Genomic DNA, 17839 nt, shown 5'->3' with positions numbered 1-17839 from the left:
CGGTTTTGTACTATAAATTTAAACAAAAACATCCTGCGATGCACCCTTTTTCATGGCAATATTTTTTGATACTAAGGTTGTATTTTCGTTATCATGCATAAGATGAAAAACATATTACTGGTCGGCAAACACGGTAAACCTATACTTACAGATATATTTTATAAGGCCGACGGGGTAAAAAAGCCTGCCGTCATTTATGCGCATGGCATCAATGGTTTTAAAGACTGGGGCAACTTCGACCTGATAGCAGAACAATTTGCTGACGCAGGTTTTGTGTTCATCAAGTTCAACTTCTCGCACAACGGCACAACGCCTGAATACCCGGAAGACTTTGTTGACCTGGAAGCTTATGGAAATGACAACTACACCCTGCAGCTCGACGACCTCAAAACGGTCATCGACTGGACAGTGAATAATGAACACGCTGACAATATTGATTACGATAAGATATACCTTATAGGGCACAGCAAAGGCGGTGGTATGGTTTTGTTGAAAGCAGCTGAAGATATTCGTATCAAAGCCGTGGCTACATGGGCGGCAGTGAGCCAATGCAAAACACCCTGGGCCAGGTGGGATGAAGAAAAAATACAGGAATGGGCGGCAAAGGGCGTGCAATACCTCACCAACGGTCGCACCAAACAGGAAATGCCACTCTACTACCAGTTATACGAGAATTATATCAACAATAAGTCACGGCTGGATATTGAAGGAGCCATTAAATCACTGAAAATACCTGTACTTATCTGCCATGGCACGGAAGACCCCGCTGTACCTGTGGAACAAGCCTATCAGCTACACCAATGGCAACCGGCAGCAGAACTGTTCACCTTACCTACCGACCATGTATTTGGCCGCAAACACCCATGGACAGGAAACTATCTGCCCGAGCCTATGCAGCAGGTGGTGGATAGAACCATACATTTTTTCAGCAAAATTACCTGACCAATGCCACGGTCTCTGAATGTGTAAAAACAGTGTCGCCATTCTGCAGAAAAAGTAATACCTCAAAAACATGCGTACTGCTGCTGTCGGGTACCCCTTTAGAGAATATATCAATATCCGTTTTGTCAGAGTTGTAGTTTGGTTTATTTAATTCAGGTATACGGAACATCTCATTCAATTCTGCACCCGACGGGTATTGGCTGCCCCAATTACTTTTACTCTTTATCGAGATAAAACGGACAGAGTCCCGTATATCTTCAGGCATGGCACAATCAAACGTCGCATATGCGGTGCTCATTAATGAGAAAGCCCGTTGACGCGCACACAACTTACGATCCCTGTATATTGCCAGCCTCAACACTAATTCGTCGGCAGGTATCGGCTCATCTATTGATGACACGGTGACACCGTCACGGGCTCTCATAGCAGTAAGGCCTGCGGTGGTGATCTTGTCACAGTACACCGGCTCATCGGGGCAGCAGCCGGGCAGTAGTTGCAAAGTGAAACTCAGGCCAAACAGGAAGATCAGGGCATATAGGGACTTACGCATACATAATAGGTTTATTAAACACAGGCAAAAACAATACCATTTTTTTCAGTTCAACTTACTCCCGCCGGCCTGCGACCGGTGGGTATAATAAGTTCTGTTTTCAACTGAACTGCTCACGTTATTGTTTCACCATCCTCTTTGTAGTTTTCTTTCCAGATTTGTCTGTCAGCTGTATGATGTATGTGCCTGCAAGGAAATTGTTGATGTGGATGCTTTCTTTTGTTGTTGTTGAAACGCCCTGGTAAAGTTTTTTCCCGATCACATCATACAGAGTTATTGTAGTACCCGGAGTATGGCCGCTGATATATAGGATGTCGTTTGCCGGGTTAGGATACACATGAATATTATCCGATGAGGTCACATCGTTTATGCCAACAGGCCATGTGTCGAGTATTTGGCAGTATGTGTTATCTCCACAACTGTTTGTTACTTTCACGCAAACGGTATACACTCCGTCTTTTGCATATACATGGCTGGGAGATGCCTGGTTAGAAGTTGTTCCATCATCAAAATCCCATTCAATAGTGGAATAAGTGCTACCTGTATAGCTGAAATTAAGGTTGTTGAGAGAAGGTTTATTGTAGGTAAAACTTGGTTCTGGGATATTGGTACAGTTGCAATTGTTATGTCCGTACTTGGCAATCGCCCAATCATTTCTGCCGCCAACATTGTACATATCGTTACCGTTTACCGTTAATTTCCCAGCTAACTCACCACCAATATATATATTGTTTCTTCCGTCTGCTATTATTTCATCCGCATAGGCATTCTGTTTGTCGGTTTCCAGTTTATCCACGCCAAGTATTTTACCCGTCTGGGTGTTAAACCTTGTGATAAACGGGTGATAACCTGAATTAGGCGGATAGTACAGTGTATCTTTAGTATAATTAGGCCAGGCTAACAGTCCGGGAAAACTTCCTCCTAATATTATCTCTCCACTATTTCGAATACTTATTCCTCCAACTAATGTTACGCCATTTATAATGGCATATGTAGCCCACATATTCTTTTTGTTAGAATCAATTTTAATTATGAATGGTGCTCCATTGGAAATATTGGGATATGGTTGCGCTACAAATCCATTAAAGTTCGCATTGGGGTAGGATGTAGATGGGGAACGGATTAGCCCAGCAAGATATATATTACCTGATACATCAAAAATTGGGTTACCATAAATTTTTGTATCATAGGATTGAATATCCCATAAGTATTTACAGAATCCACCTTCTTCACTGAAGCATGCTACATATCCGCTATTATGTGCAATAGACGTGTTGCCCATTGGTATTGGGTTGTTTGAATTACCGGCAATATAATAGTGCTTGGTTTTTGAGTCCCTGACCATTCTTGCCCCGTAACATCCTTTTGTATCGAAAGCGAGGCCACCCTGAAAATTCCCATTCCTGTCATATTTTAATATACAGTCCTGATAATCATGTCCTTGAGCTGTAAATGTGGGTGTTGCCACAAAGCTATTTTCATAGATGCCCGGAGGTAGCTGGCAGAGTGCGAAGACGTTTCCGGCGCTGTCCACATCCATGTCAATTGTGCCTGCTTGTTGAGCCGCCGTCACTGTATCTGGCTGGGGCGCGCGTACCCATTTTAAATGACCCGAAGTATCATATTTAATAAAGTATAGTTTTTTTTCATCACTACTATTAATGGTCTTATCACCGTCAATATATATAGGCTTTTTTTGTGGTCCTCTGAACATATGTGCTGCAACATATACCCCATCCAGTTGGTCAGTACACAACGCACCTCCACCATCATCATATTCTGCAGTGCCGAAAAACTTAACCCATCTCAATGTACCATCACACTTAAAACTGGCTAAGACTATATCCTCTCCCCCAAATCCCTTCTTGGGCATACCATTAATATCTATGCCGCTTGTATCCCCGGTATTGGTTAATACGTACAGGTTCCCATTCCGGTCAGTGGCCATATCTTTTACAAACTCGTTATCATCTGTAGAAGAATTGCCCCAGCTACCACCCCGGGCTCCCCATTGCCAACTTTGAGCAACGACAGGATGTGCCATAACCAAACCAACTAACAGTAACAGAAAAACTTTGTATTTCATGTATGCGAAGTTTACTTATAATAAAGATATGTTTATCAAATACAGGCAAAAACAATACCAATTTTGTCAATTCAACCAGCTCCCGCTGGTCTGCGACCGGTGGTAATAAATAACTTCAGTTTTCAATTGAAGATCTGATATTATAGTTTCACCATCCTCTTGTTTATGTTCTGTCCCGATTTGTCTGTCAGCTGAATGATGTATGTGCCTGCCGGGAAATTGTTGATGTGGATGCTTTCTTTTGTTGTTGTTGAAACGCCCTGGTAAAGTTTTTTCCCGATCACATCATACAGAGTTATTGTAGTACCCGCAGTATGGCCACTAACATATATGATGTCGTTTGCAGGGTTAGGATAGACATGGATATTATCCGATGAGGTCACATCGTTTATGCCAACAGGCCATGTGTCCAGTATTTGGCAGTATGTGTTATCTCCGCAACTGTTTGTCACTTTCACGCATACGGTATACACTCCGTCTTTTGCATATACATGGCTGGGAGATGCCTGGTTAGAAGTTGTTCCATCATCAAAATCCCATTCAATGGTGGAGTAAGTGCTACCTGTATAGCTGAAATTAAGGTTGTTGAGAGAAGGTTTATTGTAGGTAAAACTTGGTTCTGGGATATTGGTACAGTTGCAATTATTATGTCCGTACTTGGCAACAGCCCAATCATTTCTGCCACCAACATTGTACATGTCTTTGCCGTTTACAGTTAGTTTTCCGGCTAACTCACCACCAATATATATATTGTTTCTTCCGTCTGCTATTATTTCATCCGAATAGGCATTCTGTTTGTCGGTTTCCAGTTTATCTACACCAAGTATTTTACCAGTCTGGGTGTTAAACCTTGTGATAAACGGGTGATAACCTGAATTGGCAGGATAGTACAGTGTATCTTTAGTAAAATTAGGCCAGGCTAACAGTCCGGGGAATGTGCCTGTTAATACGATTTCTCCGCTATTTCTAAGACCTACCCCCCCTACTAATGTTACTGCATTTACGACAGCATACGTTGCCCAGATATTTTTTTTATTTGAGTCAATTTTAATAATGAATGGCGCTCCATTAGGAATATTGGGATAAGGCTGCGCTACAAAACCATTGAAATTAGCATTGGGGTTTGACGAAGAAGGTGAACGGATTAACCCAGAAAGATATATATTGCCAAACGCATCAAAAATTGGGTTACCGTCTATTTGTGCGGCATCCGAATGAATATCCCACAAATAACCTCCTTCTTCGCTAAAGCATGCCAGGTATCCGCTGTATTTGGGTATAACAATATTACCCATAGGTATTGTACTCGTAAATGATGTTGAACCCGATAAATAATAGCGCTTGGTTTTTGAGTCCCTGACCATTCTTGCTCCATAACATCCTTTTGTATCGAAAGCGAGGCCACCCTGAAAATTCCCATTCCTGTCATATTTTATTATACAGTCCTGGTAATCATATCCTTGGTACTGATATATTGATGTAGCAATGAAATTATTCTCATAAATGCCGGGAGGTAACTGGCAAAATGCATAAAGATTGCCTGCACTATCTACATCCATGTCAATTGTAGTTGCTTGAAAGGCAAAGGATGCTGTGTCTGCCTGCGGGGCTCGTACCCATTTTAAATGTCCTGAAGTGTCATATTTGATGAAATAAAACTCTTTCTCATCATTGCTGTTAATGGTTTTGTCACTGTCAATATATATGGGCTTTTTTTGTGGCCCTCTCGTCATGCGAGCAGAAACATATACTCCATCCAATCGGTCAACACTTAGTGCAAATCCACCATCATCATATTCTGCAGTACCGAAAAGCTTAACCCATCTCAAAGTGCCATCGCATTTGAAACTTGCTAACACGATGTCCTGCCTCCCAAATCCCTTCTTGGGTATGCCATTAATATCTATGCCGCTTGTATCCCCGGTATTGGTTAATATGTACAGGTTGCCGTTCCGGTCGGTGGCCATATCTTTTACAAACTCATTTGCTCCTGTAGAAGAATTGCCCCAGCTGCCCCCTCTGGCTCCCCATTGCCAGCTTTGTGCAACAACAGGATGTACCATCCCCAAACCAATCAATAGTAACAGAAAAACTTTGTATTTCATGTATGCGAAGTTTACTTGATAATAAAGATAGGAATTGCCGGAGGTAAATACACCACCCATCAAAGCCGGTTACTGTGGCAAATAAATTCAGCGTCCGCTGAAATAAATACACCAATAATAAAATATTTAACGTATATTTGCTACAATAAGACACAAACCACACACACCATAAAAATGCAGATATGAAACAAAAGCAAACCCGACAACACTCAATACATAATATCCGTCCCGCACATGCGGGACTTTTTTATGAATTGTTAAGTACGAACGACTTATCGTTTTACTTAACAATACTTAACAATTCACACTACAACACACTGATTAATAAACACTTGCAAGACACGCATCGCTGCGTCCGGGTTAACAAAACAGCCTGTATACTTAACAAAATGCATGTATTATCAGCCACCGGGCCACACATTACCTCTTTTAACCAATTAACCCTTTACCTGGTCACCCCAAACCTACATGATATAAACACAATAGATATGTTTTCAGATTACAATAATCTTCAAGTATTTTTGCGCGCGTAATTCAAATAAACAACAACATGACTCCACAAAAGATAACAATAGACAGCAACCACAAACTCAATGTCCCTGACAACCCCATCATACCCTTTATCGAAGGTGACGGTATTGGCCCCGATGTATGGCGTGCCAGCAAAAGAGTGATTGACGCTGCCGTGGAGCATTGTTATCATGGCAAACGCAAAATAGAATGGAAAGAGATACTGGCCGGTGAAAAGGCCTTCAACCAGACTGGCGAATGGCTGCCGGCCGAAACGCTGGATATGGCGCGTGAATACCTGGTATCAATAAAAGGCCCTTTAACAACGCCTATCGGCGGCGGTATACGTTCACTCAACGTGGCCCTGCGCCAGGAGCTGGACCTGTATGTCTGCCTGCGCCCTATTCATTGGTTCGTAGGTGTACCTTCTCCGGTTCACTACCCTGACAGGGTGGATATGGTCGTTTTCCGCGAGAATACGGAAGATATATATGCGGGTATTGAGTGCCCGGAAGGCAGTGAAGAAGCTAAAAAGCTCATGGAGTTCATCCGTACCGAACTGAATGCGGGCGATAAAGTTCGTTTCCCTGAAACAACAGCCTTCGGTATCAAGCCGGTATCTAAAGAAGGTACGGAGCGCCTGGTAAGATCAGCTATTCAATATGCACTGGACAACAAACGTACATCGGTAACGCTGGTACACAAGGGCAATATCATGAAGTTCACCGAGGGTGGCTTTAAGAAATGGGGCTACGACCTGGCAGTACGCGAGTTTGGCGATAAAATATACACATGGAACCAGTGGGAAGCTACCAAGAAAGAAAAAGGTGAAGAAGCGGCTATTGAAGAAATGGAAAAAGCGCAGCACGATGGCAAACTGGTGATAAAAGATGTAATAGCTGATAACTTCCTGCAGCAGATACTGCTCGCTCCGCAGGATTATTCAGTGATCGCCACCCTGAACCTGAACGGCGACTATATATCAGACGCACTGGCTGCGGCTGTAGGTGGTATAGGTATCGCTCCGGGCGCCAACATCAACTACAAAACAGGCCACGCAATATTCGAGGCTACGCACGGTACGGCGCCTCGTTTTGCGGATACGGATACCATGAACCCGTCGTCACTGATACTGAGTGGTGTAATGATGCTGGAATACATGGGCTGGGATGATGCTGCCAAAGTGATCAAGAACGGTCTGCAGACCAGTATCATGCACAAACGTGTGACTGTTGACTTTTATAAACTGATGACAGATGCAACACAGGTGAAAACCAGCGAGTTTGCAGAGGAGATCATCAAGAACTTTTAATGAACAGGGCGTAAGCCCTGTTTTAACTTTAACATAAACTACCGTAGCTTAGCATAACAAATGAATAAGCTGTATTACATATCGCTCCTGGTGCTGGCCTTAACAGGCCCGGCAATAAGCGGTCATGCCCAGATCGTGGTAACGGAAAACATATCGGCAGATACAGCTTATAAAAGACCGGTTACTAACAATAATATCACCATCAATGCAGACCCGCGACTGGCCATACTGGTAGAAAGGCACAAAAACCTGCAATATGGCGGTATACGCCATATGCGCGGTTACAGGGTACAGATATATTACGGTAACGACCGCGCAGAGGCTATCCGCAAAAAAGTAGACTTCATGCGCCGCTACCCACGGATACAGACCTACATGGTGTACACGCAACCGCAATACCGTGTCAAGGTAGGCGACTTTGCCACCCGTGAGGATGCGCTGGAATTGTACAGGGAAACACTGGCTATATACGGTGCATGTATTATTGTACCGGACAATGTAACCATCAATACGGCTGAATATTATGATTGATATAATACGCAAAAAAGCAGAGGAATACTTTCCTGAAGTACAGGCGATACGCCATCATATACACGCCAACCCCGAACTATCTTTCGAGGAGTATAAGACAGCTGAGTTCATTTCAGGAAAATTGACCGAATGGGGCATCAGTCATGAAACAGGCGTGGCAGGCACGGGAGTGATAGGACTGATAAAAGGAAAGAACCCGGATAAAAAATGCATTGCCCTGCGTGCTGATATGGACGCACTGCCAATACAGGAAGCCAATGATGTATCGTACAGGTCGAAAAATGATGGTGTGATGCACGCCTGCGGGCACGATGTACACTCCAGTTGCTTGCTGGGTATAGCCCGTATCCTCAACGACCTGAAAGACGAATGGGAAGGCACCGTAAAACTCATATTCCAGCAAGGAGAAGAGAAACTACCGGGCGGCGCCAGCCTGCTGATAGAAGCCGGTGTATTAGAAAATCCTAAGCCGGAAGCCATTTTCGCGCTGCACGTTTATCCTCACCTGCCCAGCGGCACAGTAGGCTTCAAAGCGGGACAGTACATGGCCAGTACCGATGAGATATATATTACCATAGAAGGTAAAAGCGGGCACGCCGCACTTCCCCACCAGACCGTTGACCCGATAGCTATTTCAGCACTGGTAATTACGGGTTTGCAACAGGTTATATCACGCAAATGCAATCCCATCATACCATCAGTACTTACATTCGGTAAAATAGAAGCGGGCTTTGCTACTAACGTAATACCGGACAAGCTGGAACTCTGGGGTACCTTCCGCACCATGAACGAGGAATGGCGTGCGCAGGCGCATGAATACATCAAGGATTTTACTACAAAAACATGTGAGGCCTACGGCGCGAAAGCTACGGTACACATACCTAAAGGCCATGCTTCTCTTTATAACGATCCGGTAGTAACAGCCAACGCCGAAAGCTGGGCCAAAGCTTACCTGGGAGATGAGAACGTGAAAGAGTTGAACATACGTATGGCAGGCGAAGACTTCAGCTTCTATACGCAGCACATGCCGGGGTGTTTCTTCAGGATAGGTACCAACAAAGACAATAAAGAGTTTACGGCTTCCGTGCACAATGCACACTTTGATATCGACGAAGAAGCATTAAAAACAGGTGTCGGCACCATGACGTGGATAGCGCTCAACGCGCTGCAAAGCTAAATACGGCCCCAGACAATAGCGGCATTGCTGCCACCAAAACCGGAAGCTGTCTTTAGTACATATTGTATATCTGCGGGCTGCATTTGGGTAGTAACATTCACAGGAACAGGTACTCCATGCTTTTCGTAACCGGCAGATGGTATCAATTGCTGATGTTTGATCGCTTCAAGTATCATAGCGCTTTCTAACACGCCCGCAGCTCCTAAAGTATGTCCTGTATAGCTCTTCATACTATGCAGCGGCACTTCAGACAAGCCGGAAAGATGAATGGCTTTGGCTTCCATCTCATCATTATAAGCAGTAGCCGTTCCGTGTGCAGATATCATATTGATATCCGAAGACTGCACTCCTGCTTCCTGCATCGCCCTGTTTATCGCATCAGATAGTTCTTCTCCTGTTCGCGAAGGGCCCGATATGTGATTAGCATCGTTAGAAGTGGCTCCGCCATATAAACAAGCTATTGCATCTGTACCAGTTGATGACAATATGATCGTAGCCGCCGCTTCTCCAAGGTTGATACCTGTACGATCAGCATCGAAAGGGCGACACGGACCATCAGCAATTGCCTGGAAGGATTGGAACCCATTTAATACAAAAGGAGTGAACCGGTCACAGCCCACAATTATTGCTTTCTTATATCGACCTCCGGTAATCAGCCTGTGTGCATACAATAACGCGACAGAACCCGATATACAAGCATGAGAAACGACAATTGGCTTGGCTTTAATTCCTAATACTGAATTTATAGCATTGGCACTGTTCTGTAGAGCAATAGTAGAATCCGGAGCCTCGTCCAACAACTCAATATTGCCTTTGGTTGTTGAAAGGATCAGTACAGTTTCTTCAAGATCAACCGTGGTATTACTGAGTGCTTGTTTTGCTGAAAACAAACATAGCCTTTCAAAAGTTGACAACTCCTTATCGGTATCAATAGCCATATTAATGAGCTGCCATTGCGCCTCATCCAACATAGAACCGTAAAAAGGAGTATTGCTGAATGCCTTATCATCATATTGCTGAATACCCTGGGTACCTGCACTAATGGCATCCCAATGCTCCGCGGCACCCAGCCCCATTACTGAGGTTATGTCTGATGCTATTGCATATACCTTTCCAGGTGTTATTTGTTCAGCCATTTTGTTTTCCAGTCTAACATAAATTGTGGCAGGTATAACATCAGCTCCAGGCTTTCCTTGTGCATGAACACTTGTACCGAGCTTCCAGTTGCCACGAGTTCATTGGTATTAGCATCATATGCTTTATAGTCAAACAGCAGCTTAGCTGCCGCAGTGTCTTTATAGGTTGTTTCGAGTCTCAGCCTATGGCCATATCTTAATATGCGTTTGTAGTCGCATTGAATATTTACTATTGGAACCACAATATCATTACGGTAAAAGTCAAGATACTTCAGACCAAACTCATCACCGAAGGCTTCCCTGCCGTCCTCGAAATAACGTATATAATGACCATGCCATACAATGCCCAGCGGATCAGCCTCGCTGAACTTTACCTCGAATTCTGTTGTATGATGTAATTTTTGCAAAGACTATATTCTTGTTATTTACCTTTTTTCCACCTGTCAAAATTATCCCCCACTTCCTTCAGTCCGTTGAGAAAAGCCTTGGCCCAGTAATTCCTGAACCCGAAACCTCCTGCCACGCCCTCAACTTGTCTTGCCAGCAACATTTTCTTACTACCCATATCTACAAACACCACCCACATAGATGCTTTCTTAGCTTCTTTGTACATCCCCTCTACTACAAACATCATACCTATTCCCTTCTTGCCTTTGTAATCATACTTGCTTAGCATAGCAGCAACGTCATCATTTTCAAGATGGCGGAAGGCTCCCGGGTCATTTACAAAATAGTCCTTTTCAGAATTGGCATTGATGGTTGCTGTTACATCAACAGCATACTTTACAAGTATCCTGTTGGTTGCTTTGGCCACATCATATTTGGCTTTCTCGTCGACGAATAACTCATTCCATGATACAAAGTATTTATCTCTCAGTTCAGTGCTTGTAATAGCACCAACATCCTGCCATTGTGCAGCATCGCCAATAAAATGCACTTCTGAAAAATCCAGACCTAACCACGTAATTTCTGTTTCAGGGTCAAAAATATCAGACCTGGACTGTGCGAAGGCGGTTACCTGAAAAATGATAACATATAGAAGTATAAGTACTTTTTTCATAACAAACATTTATGATGACTGTTCATATATCTTCATTTCACAACTGGCAATCTTCTGCTCACCAAGATATACTACAGCTTCTACCACATGAACATTCATTACTGTATGCGCAACGATATTTTCAGTATGCAACAGGTCGCCGGTTTTAGGAAGTGCATATATCCTAAGATTTTTGATAGAAGCTATAAATCCAACCGGCACATGCTCACCCTGTTGTTGATACCTGTAGCCTGTACCTGCAGCAGCAGTTTGTGCCATATTCTCTACTAACCCCGGTTCTGTAAAAATGCCTTCTTTCACAAATATATTATCATCCCTGATAAGGAAAGAGGTCTTAGATGCTTTAGGGTCGGCCAGCAAAACTTCATCCACCATAACAAATGGTGGGCGTTGGGGAATGTATGCCGTTATCTCTGCCTGTTTCATTGTTTCCAAAAGTCAAAATAATTAAACCACTGTGCCGGATATTCTTTTATCTTCTGTTCTACGACCTGAACATATTCGTCCAGCATTATGTTCATCCCAGTTGTACCCCTGCCTTCATACACCTTTGGAGGGTAAGCGTAAAAGTGATAATGAAAATTAGTCTGTTTGAAGGCAAAAACAAAACAAACCGGCGCTTTTAATTTAGACGCAAGTATGAATGGCCCTGCTGGAAAGTTTGCCTTCTCGCCCAGAAATTCATGCTCCATTGTCCTGTTGCCCGGACGAAAACGATCACCATGAAGACATATCAATTCATTCCTTGCCAGTGCAGCCGACATCTCATATATGTGCGAAATATCGTCCTTGATAAATATGATATTGAATGAACGGTTCGATTCAAACTGCTCCATGTATTGCTTTACCTGCTCTGCTTCGCCGTCATACATCACGATATTGATAACCGTATTTACACGTTTCAATAAATGACCTGCTACCTCCCAATTGCCCAGGTGGGCACTTAGTAATATACCACCTTTTCCATCTTTTACCAGTTGTTCTATGTTTTCTACCCCTTCATGTGTAAAAGTCAGCTTATCCGCCACACCTGACAACACAGCTATCTTATCTATCAGCGTTTGTCCAAACACTATAAGGTTACGTGTAATAAGCCGGGAGGTTTCTTTATTGCTGTACGCTAACCTTTTACTGTAAAAATACCTGAGCGGCCTAATGGCAGCAGGCACAAATAACTTGTAATAAATGATAACAAAACGCAACAGTAGGTAGGCTGCACCCAGTCCACCTTTACGCAGCAACCATACAAATATCCTATATCCCAATGTAGTGCCGCGCGAGCGGCCCTCCCATGAGGTTTCCTCAGACATTGCTAGCCTCTAACCTGTTTATAACATAATCGTAAAAATCCTGGATCGTGGTCATCTTCTGGAAATCTTCCGGCTTTACCTTAAAACCGAAATTCTGTTCAATAACAACCACCAGGTCAATGTAATCAAGGCTGTCCAGATCTAGTGTAGCTTTCAGATCAGCTTGCGGAGTGATAGTCTGTTCATCTACTTCAAAATCTTCAACCATAAAAGCGTTAATACGCTCAATTATTTCTTGCTGACTCATATTCTATTAAACGTTAGGGGTAACCGTTTACTAAACTATTTTAAGAGGCAAAGATAATTACAAAAAATGAATATCAGTGAAATCATACTAAGCCTCTCCTGTTCGCTGTATACAGGCAGCGACGAGCGGCAAACATCAAGAAGGGATACCCCTAAAAATGTATATCTATCACACTATTTAGCGGAATGTTGAGACCTCCCTTCAGCTGAATAAAGTTATTAGTAACGGACCATACCGTTGTAGTAACGGAACGTGGCCCCTGGGTTGTTTCAAAAGTTATCGTGGTTTTCCCCTTAAACTCATTACCCAACCTAGCTGCGTAATGCATTTCTTTTTCCCATTGTTCAGTTTTGTCTACGAACGCCGGAACAATCTTTACATCCGGTATTTGTTCTTTTTCAATGATCGTGCCCATTGCCATTATCGGTACTTTTAATATGAATTTAATTTGAAGTTACCGAAATGGAATGAAAAAAGCGCAGATTTTTAAGATTAAAATCTGCACTTTAACAAAGTGAAATCACAACAAAAATCAAGCCAAACTGCTATTTCAAGTAAATGGGGAAGATAGCCTGTGCATCTGTTTCCCCTCCGGCCTCATCGGGTGTATTAGCATTCTTATTAGTTGGCTGATGCTTCAGTGTTACAATAAGTGTTCCATCTCCGGCAGCGCCTGTAGTAAATTTGACGGTCCTATTGAAAGGTGCCCCATTATCATCTTTATTACCGTCAGAGAATGCTATTGAGCCGGCACCCGTTTCAGGCAAACTCTGATGCAGGAACAAATGCTCTGTATTCTCAGATATGATCTCGTCCGTAATATTCTGAGCAGGAGTATCGGCTTCATTCAGAACTGTTACCTCTACATTATATTCAGTGGCAGGTAGCAGTTCTACATCTTCAACCAATTTGATACCGGGCTCGGAGCTGTTGAAGCCATTCAACACTTTGTAGTTGAAACTTTTATTGAAACCACTACTGTTAGTTACGTTCAACCTGATAGTTGTTATCAATTCCTGTTGCACCGGTTGTGGATTATCTATCGGAGTCTTTTTACATGCTGTAAGTATTACTGACATTATCAGCATTGAGCATACTATTGATACTATCTTCTTCATTATTAAGATGATTTTTTATTGTTAAATGATACAGGCACACGCACTCTTAGTACGACATTCGTGCCCGGTTGGTTAATGAAATACCTGAACGCATCCAGGTAATCCCTGTATTTCTGGTTGAAAAGGTTCATGACGGTCAGGCTCATGTATAGAGGCTGCTTACCCGCTTCCAGTGTCGTACCAACAGATACGTCTGCGAGAAAATAACCCGCTGGCGGCCTTGGAAAATCTACCTGGTCGAAATTGGCAGGAATGCGCCATTGGTGAAATACAAACTTAGCATCAGCCGATATGTAACACTCCTTTAATCCGGGGCTTATATCCCTGGTATATGTAGTGCTCAGCGACAACCTGTCTGCCGGCATCAGTATCACCCAGTCGTGAGCAGTAACATTACGTGCAAACAGGAAGGACGCCATAAAGTTTGACTTCAGGTATGCATTCCAATTGTACATAGCTGAGAGATCGGTACCTGAAAGCTGAGCATTGGTCTGCTGATAATTAAAGGTTTTGAAATATCCGGAAATGGTCAACAGGTCAGCCCCCGGCTCCAGGTAAACATAGTTCTGAATGTACTGTGTGTACAGCGATATTTCCGTTGACAGTTTTTTGCCTAAAGTATTTTTACTTTCAATGTTCAGGTTATACGAGCGCTCCGGTTGCAGGTTCTTATTACCCAACTCTATTCTTGCCGCTCCCTGGTGCAGCCCGGCACTAAACAACTCGTTTGCCTGTGGTGCACGCCATGCGTTGGAAAGTATAGTAGACAACTGCCATTTATCACTTAGTTTTTTCGTTGCCCCGAATGTACCCGACAGATTATTGAAATGATACTCATACCGCACTACCTGCTGCTTACTACCTTCGGGGTTGAATGCCTCATACCAGCGATAATCATAGCGCAAACCACCTTCGAATGTCCAGTCATGGGCTCTGTACCTTTCTATAAGGTATGCTGCCGCTCCTTTAGAACGATAGTTGGGCAGGAATACCCTGTCTCCATTCTGGATAAAATTCTCCTGGTAGATACCATCAAATCCAGCCTCTCCTTTCAGCTTCCATATCTGCCTGTGCTCGAGGTTTAAGTTGAATGTCTGTGTATTCAGTGTCAGGTTCAATTGCGCCCTGTCTGTTTCCACCCTTTGCACGTCATACTCCTGCCTGAAATTCTGCTGGTAGGCATACGTAGCATGCCATGTACCCAAACTACTTTCAAGATACATTTTCGCTTTGCCCAGGTCGTGCTCCACATGCTGGCGCGGTCTTTTCAACTCATAAGTAAAGTCCGCAGGCACAAGAGGCGTATCGCTATTCACTGCAGCCAGCTTATCAGCTTCATTGCCCGTATGCGAACCACGATAAACGCCAAGGTTAGTATTGAAGTGACTATAGAACACCTCGGCACCATAATGCTGTTTTCGCCATGCTGCGGCAGCAGAATAGTTATTCTCCTCCACCCCCGTATTAGCCACCCAGTAGCCGGGGATACGATAATTACCACCCTTTTTATAAGTACCCTGCAAGCGAATACTCAATGGCGTTAACTTTTTAAAGTTGTGGTTCACCATAGCAGAAGCTACCCCCATGCGGTTGTTACTCAGCCCTGCCAGGTTCAGCTCAGCATCCGTTCCCTGTGTTGCACGCAAAGGAGCAGGCTCTACCAGTATTACGCCACCTATAGCGTCGGTACCATATTTTACACTGGCGGCTCCTTTTATAACCTCAAGACTATTGGCCAGGAAGGGGTCAATATTCGGGGCGTGTTCTCCACCCCATTGCTGGTCTTCCTGGCGCACACCATTGTTCAGCATCACAATACGGTTGCTGTGCATGCCATGAATAACAGGCTTTGCTATAGTAGCTCCATTAGATATAACCGTAACGCCATTCACAGCCTGCAACATATCGCCCAGGCTTTTGCCGCTATTAGCGGCTATTTGCTTGCTGTCCATGCCGTCTTTTGCCTGCAATAATGTCTGCTCGCGGGCATCAGCAATGGTCACCTCATCCAGCACACCTTCTATATGCGAAAGTTTGAACTTCAATTCAGTACTGCTTGTAATGGTCACCTGCTCTGCATAGTGTTCATAACCATCTGAGTGAAAATGGAAGTTGTATTTGCCCGGACAGATACTACCCAGCTCAACACGCCCTTTTTCATTTGTTTCGTAGGTAGCATTCAGTTCATCTATATGAACCACAACCGGGAACAATGGCTGCCCGGTATGCTTTTCAACCACCAGTACATTAATATTCAGCTTGCAGTCCTGTTGCGCATGTGCGGGTACTACCGTGTACAACAGAACCAACAGCAGTACATACTTCATAACTGCAATTGATAAAAAATAAAGTATAGGAACAGTAACAAGCTATATCGCTTGTACACACAGTTCCATTCAGACTATCATTAAGCGAAAATTGCCGGTGGGCCGCGCAGACGGGAAACAGGTACTGCACGCGGTATAAGATGCGATACCGTAACCGTGATATTGTGTAGAAATACTTCTTTAGGTTGTGGCAGCTCATAAATAGCCGCATCATCTACATAAGGTGGTAGTGTGAATGAAAGAAAGGTACAGTGATGGTGTTCACTCTCCAGGTGCAGACCATCGTTACCATAGTTGTGGTCAATGGTATCCGTGTGGCCGGTGAACATGTGCAGGTACTCCTTGGAGACTCCTCCAAAAACCAGCAGCAGCGCCATAACCACCGAAAAAACAATATGTACTATTCTCTTCAGCACAACTTAATATGCAAAAATACAGAAAATTGAAAAGTAGTGATTGGGGGATATTAGGGGGGATGCTCTGCAGAATACAGCCAGCATTATTTGAAATGCCCAACTACTACATCGTCCCCGGCTTCAGGTCCTGAGCAGTTTTGGGTTTACGCTTCAGGAAGTTCAGGCTCATATCATACCCCACAAGTCCTACTACCTCGCCGTACCAGAAATGATGGCTCACCCTGCCTGTACCCACACCTAACGCATCTAAATAATTAGCAAAACCACTTTTGCCCGTAGCTTCGAGAAACAGATGTTTTAAAGGATAAAAACGGAAACCTGCCTCTACACTGGCTATATAACCCGCCACCTTGAACCTGTTGTCCAGCTTCTGGTAAAATGCGATAATGAAAGATTTGGGTATCACAACACCCGCACCGGCCTTCCATACGGCTGTAGCCATTGTGCGGTCATTCTTCTTACCATGCCACAATTCGGTTTGTCCTACATAGTTCAGATGGTAGAAGTTGGCACCATTGGTATGCTCTACGTGTATCAGGTACTGACCAAGGTTGGTATCCGCATCTACCTGTTTACCACCTATCTGTCCTTTCATACGCAGGGTCTGGTTATCTACCTGCACATATTTGGCATGGTCGTAATTGATCTCAATAGCATGGGTATGCTTTTTGTTCAGGTAAAAACCTATACGATAACTGTTTTGCGGAATAGTTATATCAAAAGGATGATCTTTGTAATAACTAAAATCAGGTTTATCCTTCGCTACCACATCGTAAATAGTGATGTCGTATTTGTCGCCGTCCCTCAGACGGATGTCACTTTTTGAATACCAGTCGCGATTATAACCCCACTGAAAATATATTCCTGAGAAAACCGGCTTTTCTAACTTAAACTGGGCCTGCGAAGAAAACCCTGATAACAATAGCGCCACCAGGCAAATAAACTTGTTCATCTGTTCGATCCTTTCTGAAGAGTGGCAAAAATACGGATTTTCAACTCAGTAGTTTATAAT

The 17839-nt window shown here is 43.6% G+C and carries 18 protein-coding genes; 4 read left to right on the top strand and 14 right to left on the bottom strand.

Annotated features, from left to right (window positions below; all coding sequences use genetic code 11):
- Positions 1–93: 93 nt before the first annotated feature.
- Complete coding sequence (locus H6550_07260; GenBank protein MCB9045921.1) at positions 94–942, top strand: alpha/beta fold hydrolase; 849 nt, start codon at positions 94–96, stop codon at positions 940–942.
- Here the strand turns inward: H6550_07260 and H6550_07255 are convergent.
- From H6550_07255 to H6550_07245, 3 genes are all read right to left on the bottom strand, one after another.
- Positions 935–1492 carry a hypothetical protein gene (locus H6550_07255; GenBank protein MCB9045920.1) on the bottom strand — a complete coding sequence of 186 codons (558 nt, stop codon included), beginning with the start codon at positions 1490–1492 and terminating at the stop codon, positions 935–937. The genes H6550_07260 and H6550_07255 overlap by 8 nt on opposite strands.
- 118 nt (positions 1493–1610) lie before the next feature.
- Positions 1611–3578 carry a T9SS type A sorting domain-containing protein gene (locus tag H6550_07250; protein ID MCB9045919.1) on the bottom strand — a complete coding sequence of 656 codons (1968 nt, stop codon included), beginning with the start codon at positions 3576–3578 and terminating at the stop codon, positions 1611–1613.
- 140 nt (positions 3579–3718) lie between these two features.
- Positions 3719–5683 carry a T9SS type A sorting domain-containing protein gene (locus tag H6550_07245; GenBank protein MCB9045918.1) on the bottom strand — a complete coding sequence of 655 codons (1965 nt, stop codon included), beginning with the start codon at positions 5681–5683 and terminating at the stop codon, positions 3719–3721.
- Positions 5684–6233: 550 nt separating this feature from the next.
- Here H6550_07245 and icd point away from each other — a divergent pair.
- The 3 genes from icd to H6550_07230 are packed head-to-tail and all read left to right on the top strand — an operon-like array spanning position 6234 to position 9213.
- Entirely contained in the window at positions 6234–7505 is a 1272-nt protein-coding gene (gene icd / locus H6550_07240; protein ID MCB9045917.1) for an NADP-dependent isocitrate dehydrogenase, read from the top strand.
- Positions 7506–7565: 60 nt separating this feature from the next.
- Positions 7566–8036, top strand: a complete 471-nt coding sequence (locus H6550_07235; protein ID MCB9045916.1) for an SPOR domain-containing protein — start codon at positions 7566–7568, stop codon at positions 8034–8036.
- Positions 8029–9213: an amidohydrolase gene (locus H6550_07230; GenBank protein MCB9045915.1), complete on the top strand. Its 1185-nt coding sequence runs from the start codon at positions 8029–8031 to the stop codon at positions 9211–9213. Before H6550_07235 ends, H6550_07230 begins: the two co-directional genes overlap by 8 nt.
- Here H6550_07230 and H6550_07225 read toward each other — a convergent pair.
- From H6550_07225 to H6550_07175, 11 genes are all read right to left on the bottom strand, one after another.
- Positions 9210–10349: a beta-ketoacyl synthase gene (locus H6550_07225; protein ID MCB9045914.1), complete on the bottom strand. Its 1140-nt coding sequence runs from the start codon at positions 10347–10349 to the stop codon at positions 9210–9212. The genes H6550_07230 and H6550_07225 overlap by 4 nt on opposite strands.
- Positions 10334–10756 carry an acyl-CoA thioesterase gene (locus tag H6550_07220; GenBank protein ID MCB9045913.1) on the bottom strand — a complete coding sequence of 141 codons (423 nt, stop codon included), beginning with the start codon at positions 10754–10756 and terminating at the stop codon, positions 10334–10336. Before H6550_07220 ends, H6550_07225 begins: the two co-directional genes overlap by 16 nt.
- 14 nt (positions 10757–10770) lie before the next feature.
- On the bottom strand, positions 10771–11409 hold the full coding sequence (locus tag H6550_07215; protein ID MCB9045912.1) for a hypothetical protein: 639 nt from the start codon (positions 11407–11409) through the stop codon (positions 10771–10773).
- A gap of 9 nt (positions 11410–11418) precedes the next feature.
- Positions 11419–11784 carry a 3-hydroxyacyl-ACP dehydratase gene (locus H6550_07210; GenBank protein ID MCB9045911.1) on the bottom strand — a complete coding sequence of 122 codons (366 nt, stop codon included), beginning with the start codon at positions 11782–11784 and terminating at the stop codon, positions 11419–11421.
- A gap of 47 nt (positions 11785–11831) precedes the next feature.
- A complete protein-coding gene (locus H6550_07205; protein MCB9045910.1) occupies positions 11832–12719 on the bottom strand; it encodes a lipid A biosynthesis acyltransferase in 888 nt (295 codons plus the stop codon).
- The gene (locus tag H6550_07200; protein MCB9045909.1) at positions 12712–12966 is read right to left on the bottom strand and encodes an acyl carrier protein; all 255 of its coding nucleotides are present in this window, start codon (positions 12964–12966) and stop codon (positions 12712–12714) included. The genes H6550_07205 and H6550_07200 overlap by 8 nt, the downstream gene beginning before the upstream one ends.
- Positions 12967–13117: 151 nt before the next feature.
- The gene (locus tag H6550_07195; protein MCB9045908.1) at positions 13118–13381 is read right to left on the bottom strand and encodes a hypothetical protein; all 264 of its coding nucleotides are present in this window, start codon (positions 13379–13381) and stop codon (positions 13118–13120) included.
- A 130-nt stretch (positions 13382–13511) separates the two neighbouring features.
- On the bottom strand, positions 13512–14084 hold the full coding sequence (locus H6550_07190) for a hypothetical protein (GenBank protein MCB9045907.1): 573 nt from the start codon (positions 14082–14084) through the stop codon (positions 13512–13514).
- A 2-nt stretch (positions 14085–14086) separates the two neighbouring features.
- A complete protein-coding gene (locus H6550_07185; GenBank protein ID MCB9045906.1) occupies positions 14087–16411 on the bottom strand; it encodes a TonB-dependent receptor in 2325 nt (774 codons plus the stop codon).
- Positions 16412–16491: 80 nt separating this feature from the next.
- Positions 16492–16827: a hypothetical protein gene (locus H6550_07180; GenBank protein MCB9045905.1), complete on the bottom strand. Its 336-nt coding sequence runs from the start codon at positions 16825–16827 to the stop codon at positions 16492–16494.
- 103 nt (positions 16828–16930) lie between these two features.
- Positions 16931–17779 (bottom strand): hypothetical protein, encoded by an 849-nt coding sequence (locus H6550_07175; GenBank protein ID MCB9045904.1) that lies wholly within the window; start codon positions 17777–17779, stop codon positions 16931–16933.
- Between the last annotated feature and the right edge of the window lie 60 nt (positions 17780–17839).

Source organism: Chitinophagales bacterium, assembly GCA_020636495.1.
Classification (GTDB): Bacteria; Bacteroidota; Bacteroidia; order Chitinophagales; family Chitinophagaceae; genus UBA5543.
Note: the sequence above shows the minus strand (reverse complement) of the source record. Positions and strands in the feature narration are given on the sequence as shown.